The organism is Pseudomonas putida (assembly GCF_001941965.1).
GTDB lineage: Bacteria > Pseudomonadota > Gammaproteobacteria > Pseudomonadales > Pseudomonadaceae > Aquipseudomonas > Aquipseudomonas putida_L.
Window position 1 is genome coordinate 25,878 of sequence record NZ_MKZO01000007.1, and the last position, 17,820, is coordinate 43,697.

15 protein-coding genes are annotated in these 17,820 nt (G+C 64.0%); 11 read left to right on the forward strand and 4 right to left on the reverse strand.

Annotation, left to right across the window (positions count from 1 at the left end; genetic code table 11):
* Window positions 1-2 precede the first annotated feature (2 nt).
* Window positions 3-1,220 carry a DUF3422 domain-containing protein gene (locus tag PSEMO_RS03865; protein WP_075801848.1) on the forward strand — a complete coding sequence of 406 codons (1,218 nt, stop codon included), beginning with the start codon at window positions 3-5 and terminating at the stop codon, window positions 1,218-1,220.
* 132 nt (window positions 1,221-1,352) lie between these two features.
* Here the strand turns inward: PSEMO_RS03865 and PSEMO_RS03870 are convergent, their stop codons facing one another.
* Complete coding sequence (locus tag PSEMO_RS03870; RefSeq protein ID WP_075801849.1) at window positions 1,353-2,774, reverse strand: amino acid permease; 1,422 nt, start codon at window positions 2,772-2,774, stop codon at window positions 1,353-1,355.
* A 454-nt stretch (window positions 2,775-3,228) separates the two neighbouring features.
* Here PSEMO_RS03870 and PSEMO_RS03875 point away from each other — a divergent pair, with 454 nt between their 5' ends.
* The 9 genes from PSEMO_RS03875 to PSEMO_RS03915 all read left to right on the forward strand — a co-directional run bounded on the left by PSEMO_RS03875 (window position 3,229) and on the right by PSEMO_RS03915 (window position 11,893).
* Window positions 3,229-4,656 carry an aminotransferase-like domain-containing protein gene (locus PSEMO_RS03875; protein ID WP_075801850.1) on the forward strand — a complete coding sequence of 476 codons (1,428 nt, stop codon included), beginning with the start codon at window positions 3,229-3,231 and terminating at the stop codon, window positions 4,654-4,656.
* Between the two features lie 168 nt (window positions 4,657-4,824).
* Window positions 4,825-5,295 carry a FecR domain-containing protein gene (locus PSEMO_RS03880; protein WP_075801851.1) on the forward strand — a complete coding sequence of 157 codons (471 nt, stop codon included), beginning with the start codon at window positions 4,825-4,827 and terminating at the stop codon, window positions 5,293-5,295.
* Between the two features lie 101 nt (window positions 5,296-5,396).
* Window positions 5,397-6,155 (forward strand): class I SAM-dependent methyltransferase, encoded by a 759-nt coding sequence (locus tag PSEMO_RS03885; protein WP_075801852.1) that lies wholly within the window; start codon window positions 5,397-5,399, stop codon window positions 6,153-6,155.
* A gap of 313 nt (window positions 6,156-6,468) precedes the next feature.
* Window positions 6,469-7,320 (forward strand): STAS domain-containing protein, encoded by an 852-nt coding sequence (locus tag PSEMO_RS03890; protein ID WP_075801853.1) that lies wholly within the window; start codon window positions 6,469-6,471, stop codon window positions 7,318-7,320.
* Between the two features lie 4 nt (window positions 7,321-7,324).
* Entirely contained in the window at window positions 7,325-7,687 is a 363-nt protein-coding gene (locus tag PSEMO_RS03895) for an STAS domain-containing protein (protein WP_075801854.1), read from the forward strand.
* Window positions 7,684-8,088, forward strand: coding sequence for an anti-sigma regulatory factor (locus PSEMO_RS03900; RefSeq protein WP_075801855.1), 405 nt, complete (start codon window positions 7,684-7,686; stop codon window positions 8,086-8,088). Before PSEMO_RS03895 ends, PSEMO_RS03900 begins: the two co-directional genes overlap by 4 nt.
* A complete protein-coding gene (locus PSEMO_RS03905) occupies window positions 8,079-9,095 on the forward strand; it encodes an ATP-binding protein (protein ID WP_178391962.1) in 1,017 nt (338 codons plus the stop codon). Before PSEMO_RS03900 ends, PSEMO_RS03905 begins: the two co-directional genes overlap by 10 nt.
* The gene (locus PSEMO_RS03910) at window positions 9,088-9,960 is read left to right on the forward strand and encodes a sensor histidine kinase (RefSeq protein ID WP_075801856.1); all 873 of its coding nucleotides are present in this window, start codon (window positions 9,088-9,090) and stop codon (window positions 9,958-9,960) included. The genes PSEMO_RS03905 and PSEMO_RS03910 overlap by 8 nt, the downstream gene beginning before the upstream one ends.
* A complete protein-coding gene (locus PSEMO_RS03915; RefSeq protein WP_075801857.1) occupies window positions 9,950-11,893 on the forward strand; it encodes a response regulator in 1,944 nt (647 codons plus the stop codon). Before PSEMO_RS03910 ends, PSEMO_RS03915 begins: the two co-directional genes overlap by 11 nt.
* Window positions 11,894-11,934: 41 nt before the next feature.
* Here the strand turns inward: PSEMO_RS03915 and PSEMO_RS03920 are convergent, their stop codons facing one another.
* The 3 genes from PSEMO_RS03920 to PSEMO_RS03930 form a co-directional block, all read right to left on the reverse strand.
* Window positions 11,935-12,420: a hypothetical protein gene (locus tag PSEMO_RS03920; protein ID WP_256720969.1), complete on the reverse strand. Its 486-nt coding sequence runs from the start codon at window positions 12,418-12,420 to the stop codon at window positions 11,935-11,937.
* Between the two features lie 25 nt (window positions 12,421-12,445).
* Window positions 12,446-13,483: an AAA family ATPase gene (locus tag PSEMO_RS03925; RefSeq protein WP_075801859.1), complete on the reverse strand. Its 1,038-nt coding sequence runs from the start codon at window positions 13,481-13,483 to the stop codon at window positions 12,446-12,448.
* A gap of 202 nt (window positions 13,484-13,685) precedes the next feature.
* Window positions 13,686-14,591: a LysR substrate-binding domain-containing protein gene (locus tag PSEMO_RS03930; protein WP_075801860.1), complete on the reverse strand. Its 906-nt coding sequence runs from the start codon at window positions 14,589-14,591 to the stop codon at window positions 13,686-13,688.
* Window positions 14,592-14,743: 152 nt separating this feature from the next.
* Between PSEMO_RS03930 and ydiJ the strand changes: the two genes are divergently transcribed.
* Complete coding sequence (gene ydiJ, locus PSEMO_RS03935) at window positions 14,744-17,755, forward strand: D-2-hydroxyglutarate dehydrogenase YdiJ (protein WP_075801861.1); 3,012 nt, start codon at window positions 14,744-14,746, stop codon at window positions 17,753-17,755.
* Window positions 17,756-17,820: the final 65 nt, after the last annotated feature.

The window sequence follows — 17,820 nt, forward strand, 5'->3', positions numbered from 1 at the left end:
CCATGCATCCGCAACGCACTGCCTTGCACAACGAGCTGCACGCCCGCCCGTCGCTGTATTTCGACGCGCCGGCCCATGTCTTCCACCTGGCCTTCGTCGGCACCGCGCAGCAGTGCGACGCCCTGCTCCGCCGCTGCTGCCCGGATGCGGGCAATACCGATGCGGTTCAGGGCATTACCCGCTTCGATGGCTGCCCATTCAAGTGGGAGCGGCATTCCGAGTTCTTTACCCTGACCCTGGTGCGTCCGGCCGACAGCAGCGCGCCGGACTGGAGCGAACTGCCCGCCGCCCTCGCCGAAGCCATCGCCCCCTGGCGTGACCTGATCATCAATGCCATGCAGGTGCTGGTGCGCGAGGAAGACGGGCTGCAACTGGCCCGGTATGGCTTCAAGGACCCGGCCGGTTCCAGCGTCGGCGGCGGCGATGCCGTGGCGTGGAGCGACTTTCGCCTCGACGAACAGGGCAATAATCGCCTGCTGTTCGTCAATCGCCGCCTGAATGCCTACCGCCTGGGCCGGATGATCCGCCGCCTGCTGGAAATCGAGACCTATCGGATGATGGCGTCACTGGCGTTGAGCACGGCCAAGGATCTGGGCCCGCAACTGGATGGCTTCGACCGTACGCTGGTGCACCTGTCGCAGCGCAACGCCGGGGCCAGCGGGGTACAAGCCAAGGTGTTGCTGGAGGATATCGCCGAGCTGTCACGCCAGGTGGTGGCCGGGACGGTGAAGAGCCGGCATCGCTTCAGCGCGACCCAGGCCTATGCGCAACTGGTGTTCGAGCGGTTGGCGGAGTTGCGTGAAGGGCATGTGGATGATTGCCAGCGCCTGGGCATCTTCATCGAGCGGCGCTTCAAGCCGACGGTGCGCTATTGCGCGGCGACGGAACAGCGCCTGGATCACCTGGCCAAGGGCGTGGCCAACCTCGGCGACCTGCTGCAGGCGCGGGTGCAGGTGGAGATGGAGGAACAGAACGTGGAGATCCTGCGCGGGCTGAATGCCCGGGCGGAGTCGCAGATCAAGATCCAGCGGGCGGTTGAAGGCTTGTCGATCATTGCGATCACCTATTACTTGCTGAGCCTGTTCAAGCTGCTGTATGCGGGGCTGGATACCCTTGGGGCGCATATTGCGCCGAAGGATGCCCTGGTGGGGCTGGCGCCGGTGGTGGGGTTGATCCTGGGGGTGATCCTGTTGCGGATCAGGAAGGCCAAGCAGCATTGAAATCTCAAGGCTGATGGAAAACCCTGTGGGAGCTGGCTTGCCAGCGATTTGGCCGGCACTGACGAAGATGTTGTCAGGTCGGGCCTCATCGCTGGCAAGCCAGCTCCCACAGGGTCAGCGGCGCCTAAGCGATCAGGCAGCAGCCTGCTTCAGGGCGCGCTGGTGCACGATCACACCGATCAGCGCCACGACAATCGCCGCCACGCCGGTGGACACCACCAACACCTGGTACTCCTCGACGAACGCCATGGTCACCAGGCAGCCGACGATGAACACGATGCTCAGGTAGGTCAGCCACGGGAACAGCCACATTTTCAGGCGGATCTGCTTGCCTTCGGCTTCCAGCTTGCGGCGCATCTTCAGTTGCGAGCAGGCGATCACCAGGTAGACGAGCATGGCGATCATGCCGGTGGTGTTCATCAGGGTGTCCAGCACGTCCTTCGGACGCAGGGCCTCGTTGAAGTTGATCAGGGCGCAGATGATCGCGATCGAGCACGAGCCGATGATGGCGAATACCGGTACGCCGGTGCCGGCACGGGTCATCTTGAAGATCTTCGGCGCGTCGCCACGGGTGGCCAGGGAGAACAGCATGCGCGACGCGGTGTAGTGGGCCGAGATCAGGCAGCTGCTGACCGAGGTCAGGACCACGAAGTTCATCACGAACTCGGCGCCCGGGATGCCCAGCAGTTCCAGGGTACGGCGGTACGAGCCATAGCCCGAGGTGCCCATCAGCGGGTCGTTCCACGGTACCAGGCAGACGATCAGGAAGATCGAGCCGATGTAGAACAGGCACACGCGCCAGACAACTGAGTTGGTCGCTTTGACGATCTGACCAGCCGGGTCTTTCGACTCGGAAGCGGCGATGGTGACGATTTCCGCACCGAGGAAGGCGAACATCGCCCCGAGCATCGCCACCACCACCGACTCGATGCCGTTGGGCATGAAGCCGCCATGGGCAGTCAGGTTGGCCATGCCGCTGACTTCACCGGTTGGCCAGAAGTTCATCACTGCCGCCGTGCACACCACCAGGAAGCAGACGATCGCCACCACCTTGATCAGGGCGAACCAGAACTCGAACTCGCCGTAGTGCTTGACGTTGAAGAAGTTGACGCAGATCAGCGCCAGGGTCGCCATCAGGACGAAGCTGTTGATGCTGACCGAGGGGAACCAGCCATGCAGGATCTTGCCGGCGACGTAGGCTTCCCAGGCCATCAGGATCACCCAGTAACCCCAGTACAACCAGCCGATGGTGAAGCCCGCCCAGCGCCCGATGGCACGTTCGGCATAGGTGGAGAAGGAGCCGGTGTCCGGCGAGGAGGTCGCCATCTCACCGAGCATGCGCATGATCAGCACCACCAGGATGCCGCCGGCGAGGTACGCCAGCACTGCAGCCGGGCCGGCGCTGTGGATCACGCTGCCGGAACCGACGAACAGTGCGCCGCCGATGACCCCGGCGATCGACATCATGGTCAGGTGGCGCGATTTGAGCGAAGCCGCCAGCTTGCTCTCGTTCTCCGACTTCGCTGCCGAAGTCGATGTGGATGTTGCGTCCATCAGTGGTCTACCCCGTGTTCTTTTTATCCAAGGAAACTCGACAGGGGCGCGACCTGAGGTCGCACCCCTTGTTGCATCAGCTGCTCTGATTTGACGTGCACGACGCTGCCGGAACCGACGAACGGCTATGTGCTGGCAGCTTGTTGTCGCGCCCGGGCTCGTCCGCTAAGCCCGGAAAGTTACTGCGAAGACACTGCGCACGGCCCTTGCGGGCAACGGCAACAGCGGGTGAGACGCGGAGAATGATCCCCACCTCGGGAATTTGTGGTCCGACGAGCGGTTGTTCATGAAGCTTCACGGCTTTGATCTAGCGGTAACTGATACCTAATGTAAAAATGTCCGGCCTCAAGAGCCATGCACAGTGCCCACTGATTGTCACTGCACTGTACAGGTCGTCATTGCAATACAGCGCATGCGCGGCCGGCGTTACGCTCACCCAAGGCACCGTTTTCCCATGTTCGAACTCCGCCCCGACGCCTCGCCTCCCCTGGTCAACCAGATCATCAACGGACTGCGCGACGCGATCGAGAACCAGACCCTCAAGCCCGGCGCCAAGGTGCCGTCGATCCGCGCGTTCGCGGCGAAATACTCGGTGAGCACCTTCACCGTGGTGGAAGCCTACGACCGCCTGGTGGCCCAGGGCCTGCTGGTCAGCCGCGGCACCGCCGGGTTCTTCGTCAACCGCGCCGCCGGCGACCTGCTGGAGGCCCAGGCCAGCGAGCCGGACACGGCCAAGCCGGCGTTCAACTCCGAGTGGTACCTGCAACAGATCTTCGAGAGCCGGCAACTGGCGTTCAAGCCAGGCTGCGGCTGGCTGCCCAACGACTGGATGTTCGAGGACGGCCTGCGCCGCGGGCTGCGCCAGGTCGCCAGCAGCGTGCTGGAACTGAGCGGCTACGGCGACCCCATGGGCCTGGCCGAACTGCGCACCCTGACCGCGCAGAACCTGCAGCAGGACCTGCGCATCGTCGTGCCGCCCAACCAGCTGATGCTCACCCACGGCGCCAGCCAGGCCCTCGACCTCGCGGTGCGGACCCTGGTGCGCCCCGGGGACGTGGTGCTGGTGGATGACCCCGGTTACCCCAACCTGATGAGCATCCTGCGTTTCCAGGGCGCGACCCTGGTCGGCGTGCCGCGCACGCCCAACGGCTACGACCTCGATCACCTGGAGCGCCTGCTCGACCAATACCGGCCGACGGTGTTCTTCACCCAGCCGCACCTGCACAGCCCGACCTGCACCCGCACGCCGCTGGTACAGCTGCACCGCCTGCTGCAACTGGCGACCCAGCATGGTTTCCGCCTGGTGGAGAACAACCTCTACGCCGACATGATCGAGGAGCCCCTGCCCTGCCTGACCAGCCTCGACCACCTGCAGCAGGTGGTGTACGTCGGCAGCTACTCGAAAAGCATCTCGCCCAACGTGCGGGTCGGCTACATGCTGGCCAACCCGGAGCTGATGCAGCAGTTGCTGCAACTGAAGATGCGTTCGGGGCTGACCACCTCCCAGGTGATGGAACGGGTGGTGTATGCGGCGATCACCGACGGGCGCTGGCGCAAGCACCTCAAGCGCCTGCGCCAGCGTCTGGCCGAAGCGCACCAGGAAGTGGGCCGGCAACTGGCGCGGCTGGGTTTCGAGCGCTTTATCGACAGCGACGAAGGCATGTACATCTGGACCCGCCACCCGGCCATCCCCGACAGCGCCGCGCTGCTCGACGACGCGCTGGACCAGGGCATCATGCTCGGGCCAGGGCAGTTGTTCATGGTCGATAGCCAGGCGACCGGGTGGATGCGGTTCAATGTGGCGTTCAGTACCGATCCGGCGTTGTGGGAGCAGTTGGAGAAGCTGCTGGTCAAGCATATTCGAGCGGTGAAAGACCGCTAGACCTTCTTCGCTTGGTCCGGCCTCATCGCTGGCAAGCCAGCTCCCACAGGGTTCGGCAGCGCCGCGGACACTGTGGGAGCTGGCTTGCCAGCGATGAGGCCCTCCAGAGCAACAGATGATCCGGCAGGTGGTCTACCTTTCTCCAAGGCCCCGACACAGACCGCCCCCATGTCCCGATCCTCCTACAACCGCACCACCACCGCCCTCGGCATGGCCGCGCTGATCCTGGCCTCGGCCCTGCTCGGCCTGCCCTACTGGCGCGAGGAGTTCGCCATGGCCGACCTCAGCACCGGCAGCGGCGAGACCCATAGCGAACGGCTCGCCGACGGCAGCCAGCTGACGTTGTCCGCCGACTCCTCGGTTACCCTGCAATTCAGCGAAGATCCCCACCAGATCCACCTGATCGCCGGCCAGATCCTCCTGGAAGCCGGCTCCTCTCCGCTCCAGGTCATCACCCCGCAAACCCGCATCGACACCCATGACGCCCACCTGCAGATCGAATATTTGCAAGGCACCACCCGCATCCGCCAGCTTGCCGGCAGCAGCCGGATCGGCGATCAGCTGACCCTGAACGCCCACCAGCAGGTGCAGGTGACCGACGCCGGCATCGAGCCGGTGCAGGCGACCTCGTCGCAATAAGTGCAGTTCCTGTCGCCGGGGGCAGAAAAAGGTCGAATGTCCGCTTGCGAAAGCGCGCGCTAGGATCGGCGGATCCAAAAAGAAAGACAGAGGCCGGTTTCATGACAAGCGCGACATTCAAGGATCATTTCTCCAGCGGCTCGGCCGGTTACGCGGCCTATCGTCCGAGCTACCCGCTGGAACTGATCGACGAACTGACCAGCATCAGTCCCGGCACCGGCCGGGTGCTGGACTGCGGTTGCGGCACCGGGCAACTGTCGGTGCTGCTGGCCGAGCGTTTCGACGAGGTCATCGCCACCGACGCCAGCGCCGCGCAGATTGCTGCCGCCGAGCCCCGCGAAGGCGTGGTCTACCGCACCGCCCTGGCCGAAGACAGCGGCCTGGCGGACGCCAGCGTCGACCTGATCACCGTGGCCCAGGCCGCCCACTGGCTGGATCTGGACAAGTTCTACGCCGAAGCCCGGCGCATCGCCCGGCCACAGGCGGCCGTGGCCCTGATCACCTATGGCGTGCTGCACCTGGAAGGCGGGCTGGACCGGCACCTGCACGATTTCTACTACCAGGCCATCGCGCCCTACTGGCCGGCGGAGCGCCGCCATGTGGAAACCGGCTACCGCGACCTGCCCTTCCCCTTTACACCCATCGAGGTGCCGCCCCAGGTGATCGAGATGCGCTGGACCTTGCCGCAACTGGTGGGCTACCTGAATACCTGGTCGGCGGTGAAGGCAGCGCAGCGGGCGCTGGGAGTCAATCCGGTGGACGCCCTGGCCAAGGCGCTGGGTGAGGAATGGGGTGATCCGGCAACGCGGCGGCTGGTGACCTGGCCGCTGACAATCCGCGCTGGACGCCTCCACGACTAACCTGTGGGAGCTGCGGTTCGGCGCTCCGACTTGCCAGCGATTTGGCCGGTACTGACAAAGGTGTTGTCAGGTCTGACCTCATCGCTGGCAAGTCGGAGCGCCGAACCGCAGCTCCCACAGGGTTCTCGGCAATCCGCAGAAATGTGAACAAAATCTCCTCTTCCCCCACGGAACCATTTGCACAGCGCAATGATCCGAGTTCAATTCCCACGGATACTGGCAATCCGCCCAGCACTTTTTCCCAAGGCAGTGCTACTGTCCAAAAGCCGGCACACACAGAGAACCGGCCATCATTCCCAGGAGCAACACGCACATGGCAGCACTCAGTTCCAGCACGCTCGACGCGATCAAGGCCCAGCGCACCCAACTGCTCGGGGAATGGACCCGGGACCTGGAGGACAAGGGCGCCACGCGCAACCTCAAGGAACAGGACCTGCAGCAACAGACCAGCGAATTCCTCCAATTGCTGATCAGCAGCATGGAAACCAGGACCGGCGAGAACATCAACACCACCGGCTGGGACGAGATCCGCCAGTTCCTCGAAAAACTCTCCAACAGCCGCGCCCTGCTCGGCCACGACTCGCACCAGACCGCCTATTTCATCTTCGCCCTCAAGGGCCCGCTGTTCGCCCTGCTGCAAAAGCACTTCAGCGACGAACCGGCAACCCTGGCCGAACAGCTCTGGGCGATCTCGGAACTGCTCGACTCCCTGGGCATGCACACCATCCGCACCTTCCAGCGCTCGCGCGAGGCGGTGATCAAGCGCCAGCAGGAAGAACTGCTGGAGCTCTCGACCCCGGTGGTCAAGCTCTGGGATGGCATCCTCGCCCTGCCGATGATCGGCACCCTCGACTCCCAGCGCACCCAGGTGGTGATGGAGTCGCTGCTGCAACGCATCGTCGATACCGGCGCGGAAATCGCCATCGTCGATATCACCGGCGTGCCGACCGTCGACACCCTGGTGGCCCAGCACCTGCTCAAAACCGTCACCGCCATCCGCCTGATGGGTGCGGACTGCATCATCAGCGGCGTGCGTCCGCAGATCGCCCAGACCATCGTCCACCTCGGCCTCGACCTGCAGGGCGTGACCACCAAGGCCAACCTGGCCGACGCCCTCAAGCTCGCGCTGTCGCGCCTCGGCGTCAGCGCCGTGAAAGCGGGCTGAAGCCATGGAACGCATCCCGATCCTGCAAATGGGCGAGTACCTGCTGGTGACCATCCAGGTCGACATGCACGACCAGCTCGCCCTCACCCTCCAGGAAGACCTGGCCGAACGCATCAGCCGCACGTCGGCCAAGGGCGTGCTCATCGATATTTCCGCGCTGGACATGGTCGATTCCTTTATCGGCCGGATGATCGGCACCATCTCCGGGCTGTCGCGGATCATGGACGCGCAGACCGTGCTGGTGGGCATGCAGCCTTCGGTGGCGATCACCCTGGTGGAACTGGGCATGACCCTGCCGGGGGTGAGCACCGCGCTCAACGTCGAGCGCGGCATGCAGAAACTTCGCGACCGGATAGCACACTCATGAACCTGCGCAGCAGCGGCACCCAGGCAGTGCGCCTGGAGCAGGACGTGGTCCTGGCCCGGCAGACCGCACGCAAGCTGGCCACCGAGTGCGGCATGCGCCTGATCGACCAGACCAAGCTGGTCACCGCGGTCAGCGAGCTGGCGCGCAACACCGTGGTCTATGGCGGCGGTGGCGATATGGACTGGCAAGTGCTGGAAGACATCGGCCGGGTCGGCCTGCGCCTGAGCTTCCGCGACCAGGGCCCGGGCATTGCCGATATCCGCCTGGCCATGACCGACGGCTGGACCTCCGGCGGCGGCCTCGGCCTGGGCCTGACCGGCGCCAAGCGCCTGGTAGACGAATTCGACCTGCAAACCGCGCCCGGCGAGGGCACCTGCGTGACGATTACCCGATGGACTTGAGCTTTGATGGATCGCCAACCCAGGTGTTGGCAATCGAAGATGATTCACAGGTTGGCCATGCCCGGCGCACCGCGCAGCAACTGGTGCAACTGCATCGCTTCAATGATACCGATGCCGGTCGGGTAGCACTGGTGGTGACCGAATTGGCGAGCAATCTGCTCAAGCACGCCGGCAGCGGCGAACTGCACCTGCGCATGCTGCCGCGACCTGGCGCCACCGGCTTCGAGGTGCTGTCCGTTGATCGGGCCAGCGGCTTCGACCGCGACGCCTGCATGATCGACGGCTTCTCCACCGGCGGCACCCAGGGCATCGGTCTGGGCGCGGTAGCCCGGCAGTCCGATGTGTTCGACATGCACACCGACGAGCGTGGCACCGTATTGCTGGCGCGGATATTCCGCTCCAACGACCGGGACGCGGATATTCCCTACGGCATCAGCCAGCATTCCTTGTACAACGACCCACGTTGCGGCGATAGCTGGTTCCTGGCCTTCGCCGACCATCGAATCAGCGCCATGGTGGTAGACGGCTTGGGTCACGGGGTAGAAGCGGAACACGCCGCGTTGCACGGCCGCGAGGCGTTCGCGCTGCAACCATTCATGGCACCCGAGCGCCTCATGGAAGAGATGCACGAGGCCATGCGCGGCACTCGCGGCGGAGCGGTGGCCTTCGCCCAGTTCGACGATGCGCACGACCAGATCCGCTTTACCGGCATTGGCAATATCAACGCCAGCCTGGTCAATCCGGAGAAAGCCCGCGGCCTGACCTCCCACGCCGGCATCGTCGGCGCCCAGTACCGCAAGGTGCAGACCTTCGACTACGCTGGCGTGAGGGGCAACCTGCTGATCCTGCACAGCGACGGCCTGCAATCGCGCTGGAACCTGCGCGACTACCCCGGTCTGCTGCAACGCCACCCGGCGGTGATCGCCACGGTGCTGCACCGCGATTTCAACCGGGGTCGCGACGATGTGACCGTGCTGGTGGTAGCCCTGGAGACCGTCGATGACTGATTTGTCCAACCTCACTGCCGAGCAGCGCGCCCTGTTCGAGCGCCTGCAGGGCGAAACCGATGCCCTGCGCGCCGAACTCGACGAAACCAACCAGGGCGTGCTGGCCCTGTATTCCGAGCTGGACATGCAGGCCGAGCAACTGCGCCAGGCTTCCGACCTGAAAAGCCGCTTCCTGTCCTACATGAGCCATGAATTCCGCACCCCGCTGGGCTCGATCCTGAGCATCACCAGCCTGCTCGCCGACGAACTGGACGGCCCGCTGAGCCCCGAGCAGCACAAGCAGGTGGCTTTCGTCAGCAATGCCACCCGCGAGCTCAGCGACATGGTCGACGACCTGCTGGACCTCGCCAAGATCGAGGCCGGGCGCATCACCATCTCGCCGGGCTGGTTCGACATGCTCGACCTGTTCGCCGCCCTGCGCGGCATGTTCCGGCCGATCGTCAACAGCGCCAACGTGGACCTGATCTTCGAGGAACCCACCGGCCTGCCGCGGCTCTATACCGATGACAAGAAGCTGGCGCAGATCCTGCGCAACTTCATTTCCAACTCGCTGAAGTTCACCACCAGCGGCGAGGTGCGGGTCTCGGCCAGCCTGGAAGACCGCGACCGGATCCGCTTTGCGGTGACCGATACCGGCATCGGCATCGCCCCGGAACTGCACGGGGCGCTGTTCGAGGACTTTTCCCAGGTCGATTCGCCACTGCAGAAGCGCCTGCGTGGCACGGGCCTGGGCCTGTCGCTGTGCAAACGCTTCGCCGAGCTGCTGGGCGGTGAAGTCGGGGTGAGCAGCGAACCCGGGGTCGGCTCGACCTTCTTCGTGATCATCCCCCTGGCCATGGCCACGGAGGCCGTCGATGAAACGTGATCTGCGCCTGCTGATCGTCGATGACAACATTGCCACACGCTATGCCCTGCGCCGTCGCCTCGACCGCCAGGGCTACACGGTGCTGGAGGCCGGTACCGGCGGAGAAGGCCTGGCGCTGATCGAGAACGAACGCCTCGATGCGCTGATCCTCGACGTCAACCTGCCGGACATGAGCGGCTTCGATATCGTCCGCACCCTGCGTGCCGACCCGCGCACGGCCTTGCTGCCGGTGATCCACGTCTCGGCGGCGTCGATCCAGACCGGCGATATCATCACCGGCCTGGATGCCGGCGCCGACGCCTACCTGATCCACCCGGTCGATGCCGATGTATTGCTCGCCACCCTGCGCACCCTGCTGCGGGTGCGCGACACGGAAAACGCCCTGCGCGAGAGCGAATTGCGCTTTCGCGAGATCTTCGCCAACGTCTCGGCTCCGATCGCCGTGCTTGACGCCAACCTGACCATCCACGAATGCAACCAGGCGTTCGCCCAGCTGCTCGAAGGCGTCAGCGACCCGCAGACCCCACGGGAATGCCTGGATGACAACGAGCCTTCGGTGATCGGTGAACTGCGCCTGCGCCTGGCCGATGGCGAGCGCTGGAAAGGCACGCTGAACATGCGGGTCAAGGGTGAACTGCGCGAGACCGAATGGCAGATCTCGCCTTACCGCACCCCGGGCTCCAGCCTGGTCTTCGTCGAGGACGTCACCGAGCACCGCCATCGCGAGCGCTCGCACCAGGCCCAGCTCGACGATGCCAACAGCCAGCTGGCCAAGGAAGTGGCGGTGCGCGCGCGCACCGAAGAGCAACTGCTCCAGGCGCAGAAAATGGACGCCCTGGGCAAGCTTACCGGCGGTATCGCCCACGACTTCAACAACATGCTCACCGGGATCATCACCAGCCTGGAACTGATCGGCAAACAGGCCGGTGTCCAGGCGTCGCCGAAACTGCAGATCTACGCCGAGGCCGCGCTCGCCTCGGCCACCAGCGCGGCGTCCCTGACCCACCGCCTGCTCGCCTTTGCCCGCCAGCAGCCGCTGGACACCCGCCCGGTGGATATCAACGAACACGTACGCTCGCTGGAAGACCTGCTGATCCGCACCATCGGCGAACGTATCGTGCTCAAGCTGGAGTTGACCAACCAGCCAGCCATCGCCCTGGTCGACCCGGTGCAACTGGAAAGTGCCGTGCTCAACCTGGCGATCAACGCCCGCGACGCCCTGCCCCAGGGCGGGCATATCTGGATCAGCACCTATGCCGCGTACTCCCGCGGCAACCCGAAGATGCAGGATGGTGCCTATGTCTCGCTGTCGGTACGCGACGACGGTATCGGCATCGACCACAGCGTGATCGACAAGGTCTTCGAACCCTTCTTCACCACCAAGCCGCTGGGCCAGGGCACCGGGCTGGGGCTCTCGACCATCTACGGCTTCGCCCGCCAGTCTGGCGGCGATGCGCATATCCGCAGCGTGATGGGCCGGGGCACCGAAGTGACCCTGCTGCTGCCGGCGGCCAACGAAGTGCCGGGGTCGCCGCCGGAGCCCCAGGGCAACGTCGATCCGCAGGGCCAGGGCGAACATATCCTGATCGTCGAGGACATGGCCTCGGTGCGCCTGTTCGTCAGCGAAGTGCTGCTCGATGCCGGTTATCGCTGTACCACGGTGGAAAGCATCGAACTGGCCCTGGAGCATCTGCAAAAGGATGCGTCCATCGACCTGCTGCTGACCGATGTCGGCCTGCCGCGCATGAGCGGACGGGAACTGGCGGACGTGGCCCGGGGCTGGCGGGCGGGACTGCCGGTGCTGTTCATGACCGGGTATGCGCAAACCGCACTGAATCGCCAGGCGTTCCTGGCGCCGGGGATGGACATGCTGTTCAAGCCGTTCCAGATCGGCGAGTTGCTGGAGAAGGTGCGGCGGGTGCTGGAGGGCTAGGCTCGTTCGGGCCTCGTTCCATTCAGATGCTCAATGGCAGCCTAGCCGGTGACCGTCCACTTCATATCAGCCTTAAGGCTGTGCTGATCGACGACTGCCGGATGGGCATCGAGCGCTTTCAAAAGGCCTTTCATTTTCTTTTTTACAACAGCAGGGTCTATCGCTCGAGGGCGAAGCCTGCTGTGCTTGGCCGGTTGCTCCAGATGCAAGACTATGCGCAATCGCTGTTTAGCCAGCAGCTTGCGTGCAATTCCACGCGCATGGCGGTCGCGGCCCTGGAATCTGGCGGAAACAAGACCTGCAAGGGTGTCGCGAACCTTGAGGGCAACTTCATCAGCAAGGTCAATGGTCTTGGTCCTGTCGTGCATACGGTAATCTTTGACTTCAATCAGCCAACTGATCTCTTCGTCGGCAAACACCAGGTCCACCGCTTTGGTTCCGCCAAAGGCACTGTTGAACTGCTGGCGGTAATGTTCCCAGTCGTCATATTTGCTAGCAGCAGCCCCCTGTGGAAAACTGAACGTCAACAGCCCTTCCTGAAGCATAGTCATCTCATTCCCCCAATGCCATGAAGCGATCGGACTGTTTCAACTCTTCATCAAGAAGAACCAGTGTGCGCAGATCATCTGTCGAATCCCCCTGTTCCAACTCGACGCCCTCCTCCCCTGCTTTGAGGGAAAAGTAGCGCTGCTTCACCTTTTTGAACTCTGCCTGCTCCGAGAGCATTTCAAGTTCGCGTAACAGGAACAGCGAGTGACTGGCAACAAATACCTGGATACCTTGCTGACAGAGATTCAGGATGCAGGCAGCGATAACCTTGATCAACTTGGGATTGAGGTTGGTTTCAGGCTCGTCCCAAAACAGGTAGCCCTGCTCCAGCAGTACGCCGGTACTAATCAGGCGTGCCAGCATCGCGATCTTACGCAGGCCCTCGGCAACCAGTGGCATCTCCATTTTGCCCTCGCCCGGCACCTGGAGATAAAAACGGCCATTGGCGGGATCGACGATGACCTTGCCGCCCATGATCTGCTCCAGCGGCTTTACCAGCGCAGCGACCTTCTTTTCCCGGGGCCCCTTCAACGTGGGGCTGCCGAGCAGCGAAACCGTGTCTCGCCAGCTTTCCTCGAACTCTAGGTGGTAGTTGTCATACAGCGGCAGAAACCACGGGCACAGCGTGACCAGTTCCCTTGTGGGCAGATAGACCGGCGACTTCTCAAGGCCACTTTCCGGATGAACATCCACCTGAACAGAACTGCTGGACTGACTGGAAAAACTGATTGCAAGATTTTCCTGCTCATCCTGCATGATCAGAGACACCTCGCACTTCCCTTTACCCTGACGTCGTTTGGAGAGGCGACCAAGAGCATCGGGGCGAAAAACGCCCATGAGCTTATCCGCACAGTTCTTCTGCAATGCAGACTTGGTCAGACCCTTGGTGTCCGCCTGAACCTTCAAAAGGCTGTAGAGCAATTTCAGCAGTTGGCTTTTACCACAGCCGTTTTCGCCAACGATCACATTCAGACCGGGGGCGAACTTGAATGTCTCATTTGGCAAAGGGCCAAAATTGTTTATCTCGACACGTTTCAACATAACAAGGCCCTTGCAGTTTCCTTTACTCATCTCGTCGTAACGACATGAGCCAACAACAGGTGAATTTCATCCGGATCACAACGCCTGATAGATAATTGCAGGCAGTCCAGAGCTGTCAAGGCAGGCGCCCTTTCGGCAGTTCACGAAGTGCAACATAGTACTTCAGCGCAGAGATCCGGAGATACCCTGAACACACACGGCATCACACATTGCCTGAACGTAAGTCCGACTCATCGAGCAACCACCCCCGAAACGCCTCCAGCGCCGGCAACGCCCGGTTCCTCGCTGGATACACCAGGTAATACCCCCGCGCACTGGCATAAGGCAGCACCGGACTGACCAGCTTGCCCTCGGCCAGCTCATCGGTGATCAGGATGCGCGGCACCAGGCCAATCCCGATATCCGCCCGCACCGCCTGGATCAGGTGTGAAGTCAGCTCGAAACTCGGCCCCAGGCGCATCGCCTGATGGGCAACGCCATGGTGAGTGAACCAGTCCCCCCAGGCGTTGGGGTTGTTGGTGACGCTGAGCAGCGTCTGCCGGCTGATGTCCTGCGGCGTCCATTCGCTGCGGGTCGCCGCCAGGGCCGGCGAGAGGATCACCACCAGTTCCTCGGCATGCAGCCGGTGACAGACCAGCCCCGGCTGGTCGCCACTGGCAACCACGATAGCGGCATCGATGCCGCTGGTGGCGAAGTCCACCGGTTCGATCCGCGAGTTGATATGCACCAGCACCTCGGGATGCCGCCGGTAGAACTCATGCAAGCGCGGCAACAACCATTTCGAGCCGAAGGTCGGCAGGGTCGCCAGGCGCAGGCTGCCGCCGCCGCCCTGGTGGGCGATGGCATGCAGGGTGGCGCTGCGGATCCGCCCCAGCGCCTCGCTGATCTCGCGCTGGTACAGGCGCCCGACCTCGGTGAGCTTGACCGTGCGCCCTTCACGGCGGAACAGGATGACCCCCAACTGCTGCTCCAGGGTCTGCACCTGGCGGCTCACCGCGCTCTGGGTCAGGGACAGTTCCTCGGCGGCGCGGGTGTAGCTTTCATGCCGGGCGGCGGCCTCGAAGGCCAGGAGCAACGACATCGACGGGGTCAGGTTGCGGTAATTCATTCATAAAACTCATCAAAGACTGTGTCATTTTCCGTTTGTGCCCGGCGCGACACTACGGAATCATTGGCATCATCCACTACCTGAGCGAGCCATGACCATACCCTCAGCTCAGGTATTCATGATTAGCCCAAATTAAAAGAGGCCATCCGCCGATGATCGCCCAACTCCCGGTGAGCGCACCCGCCACCGATTACGCCGCCTTCCTCGATGCCCTGCGCGCCGCCGGTTTCCGTGGCCAGTTCAGCACCGACTACGGCACCCGTACCGTGCTCGCCACCGACAACTCGATCTACCAGCGCCTGCCCCAGGCCGCAGTGTTCCCGCTGGATGCCGACGATGTGGCGAAGGTCGCCGCGCTGATGGCCGAGCCACGCTTCCGCCAGATCAAGCTGACCCCGCGCGGCGGCGGCACCGGCACCAATGGCCAATCGCTGACCGACGGCATCGTCGTCGACCTGTCGCGGCATATGAACACCATTCTCGAAATCAACGTCGAGGAGCGCTGGGTACGGGTCCAGGCCGGGGTGGTCAAGGACCAGCTCAACGCCGCGCTCAAGCCCCACGGGCTGTTCTTCGCCCCCGAGCTGTCCACCTCCAACCGCGCCACCGTCGGCGGCATGATCAACACCGACGCCAGCGGCCAGGGCAGTTGCACCTACGGCAAGACCCGCGACCACGTGCTGGAGCTGCACAGCGTGCTGCTCGGCGGCGAGCGCCTGCACAGCCTGCCGGTGGATGACGCCACCCTCGACGCTGCCTGCGCCCTGCCCGGCCGGGTCGGCGAGGTGTACCGCATGGCCCGGGATATCCAGGAAACCCAGGGCGAACTGATCGAAAGCACCTTCCCCAAGCTCAACCGCTGCCTGACCGGCTACGACCTCGCCCACCTGCGCGACGACGACGGCCGCTTCAATCTGAACAGCGTGCTGTGCGGCGCCGAAGGCTCGCTGGGCTACGTGGTGGAAGCCAAGCTCAACGTGCTGCCGATTCCGAAATACGCGGTGCTGGTCAACGTGCGCTACACCAGCTTCATGGACGCCCTGCGCGACGCCAATGCGCTGATGGCGCACAAGCCGCTGTCGATCGAGACGGTGGACTCGCGGGTGCTGATGCTGGCGATGCAGGACATCGTCTGGCACAGCGTCGCCGAATACTTCCCGGCCGACCCGGAGAAGCCGACCCTGGGCATCAACCTGGTGGAGTTCTGCGGCGATGAGCCGGACGAAGTCAACGCCCGGGTCGCAGCCTTTATCCAGCATCTGCAGCAGGACACCAGCGTCGAGCGCCTGGGCCACACCCTGGCCGAAGGCTCGGCGGCGGTGACCCGCGTCTACACCATGCGCAAGCGCTCGGTGGGCCTGCTCGGCAACGTCGAGGGCGAGGTGCGCCCGCAGCCGTTCGTCGAGGACACTGCGGTACCGCCGGAGCAACTGGCCGACTACATCGCCGAGTTCCGCGCCCTGCTCGACGGCTACGGCCTGACCTACGGCATGTTCGGCCATGTCGATGCCGGCGTGCTGCATGTGCGCCCGGCCCTGGACATGAAGGACCCGGCCCAGGCGGCGCTGGTCAAGCCGATCTCCGATGCCGTCGCCGCCCTGACCCAGCGCTACGGTGGCCTGCTCTGGGGCGAACACGGCAAGGGCCTGCGCTCGGAATACGTGCCGGACTACTTCGGCGCACTGTACCCGGCGCTGCAGCGCCTGAAAGGTGCGTTCGACCCGCACAACCAGCTCAACCCGGGCAAGATCTGCACTCCGCCGGACAGCGCGGAGGGCCTGATCAAGGTCAACGAAGCACCGCTGCGTGGCGAGCATGACCGGCAGATCGACGAGCGCGTATGGCAAAGCTTCGGCAGCGCCGTGCACTGCAACGGCAACGGCGCCTGCTACAACTACGACCCCGACGACGCCATGTGCCCGTCGTGGAAAGCCACCCGCCAGCGCCAGCACTCGCCCAAGGGCCGTGCCTCGCTGATCCGCGAATGGCTGCGCCTGCAAGGGGCGGCGAATATCGATGTGCTGGCACCGAACAAGGTGTCCTGGCTCAAGGGCCTGCCCCAGCGCCTGCGCAATGTGCGCGCGCAGAAACAGGGCCAGGCCGACTTCTCCCACGAAGTCTACGACGCCATGGCCGGCTGCCTGGCGTGCAAGTCCTGCGCCGGGCAGTGCCCGATCAAGGTCAACGTGCCAGACTTCCGCTCGCGCTTCCTCGAGCTGTACCACAACCGCTACCAGCGTCCGCTGCGCGACTACCTGATCGGCTCGCTGGAATTCACCATCCCGTACCTGGCCCACGCGCCGGGGCTGTACAACGCGGTGATGGGATCGAAGTTCGTCAGCGGCCTGCTGGCCGATCGCATCGGCATGGTCGACAGCCCGCTGATCAGCCGCTTCAACTTCCAGGCCACCCTGAAGCGCTGCGGCGTGCGTGCGGCCAGCGTCCCGGCCCTGCGCGAGCTGACCCCGGCGCAGCGCGAGCGCAGCATCGTGCTGGTCCAGGATGCCTTTACCCGCTACTTCGAAACGCCGCTGCTGGCGTCGTTCATCGACCTGGCCCATCGCCTGGGCCACAAGATCTTCCTCGCGCCGTACAGCGCCAACGGCAAGCCGCTGCATGTGCAGGGCTTCCTTGGCGCCTTCGCCAAGGCGGCGATCCGCAACGGCACCCAGCTCAAGGCCCTGGCCGACTGCGGCGTGCCGCTGGTGGGGCTGGACCCGGCGATGACCCTGGTCTATCGCCAGGAGTACCAGAAGGTCCCGGGCCTGGAAGGCAGCCCGAACGTGCTGTTGCCGCAGGAATGGCTGATGGAGGTACTGCCGGAGCAAGCCAGCAAGGGCGGCAATTTCCGCCTGCTGGCGCACTGCACCGAGAAGACCAATGTGCCGGCCAGTACCAGGCAATGGGAGCAGGTGTTCTCGCGCCTGGGCCTGAAGCTGGTGACCGAGGCCACCGGTTGCTGCGGGATGTCCGGGACCTACGGGCATGAAGCGCGCAACCAGGAAACCTCGAAGACCCTCTTCGAGCAGTCCTGGGCCGGCAAGCTGGACAAGGACGGCGAGCCGCTGGCGACCGGGTACTCGTGCCGCAGCCAGGTCAAACGCATGGCCGACCGCAAGCTGCGGCATCCGCTGGAAGTGGTGTTGCAGGCGGTGATTGGCTGATTCGGCAGGCCCTTAAGATCCTTGGTGTCTTTCAGGGCCTCATCGCTGGCAAGCCAGCTCCCACA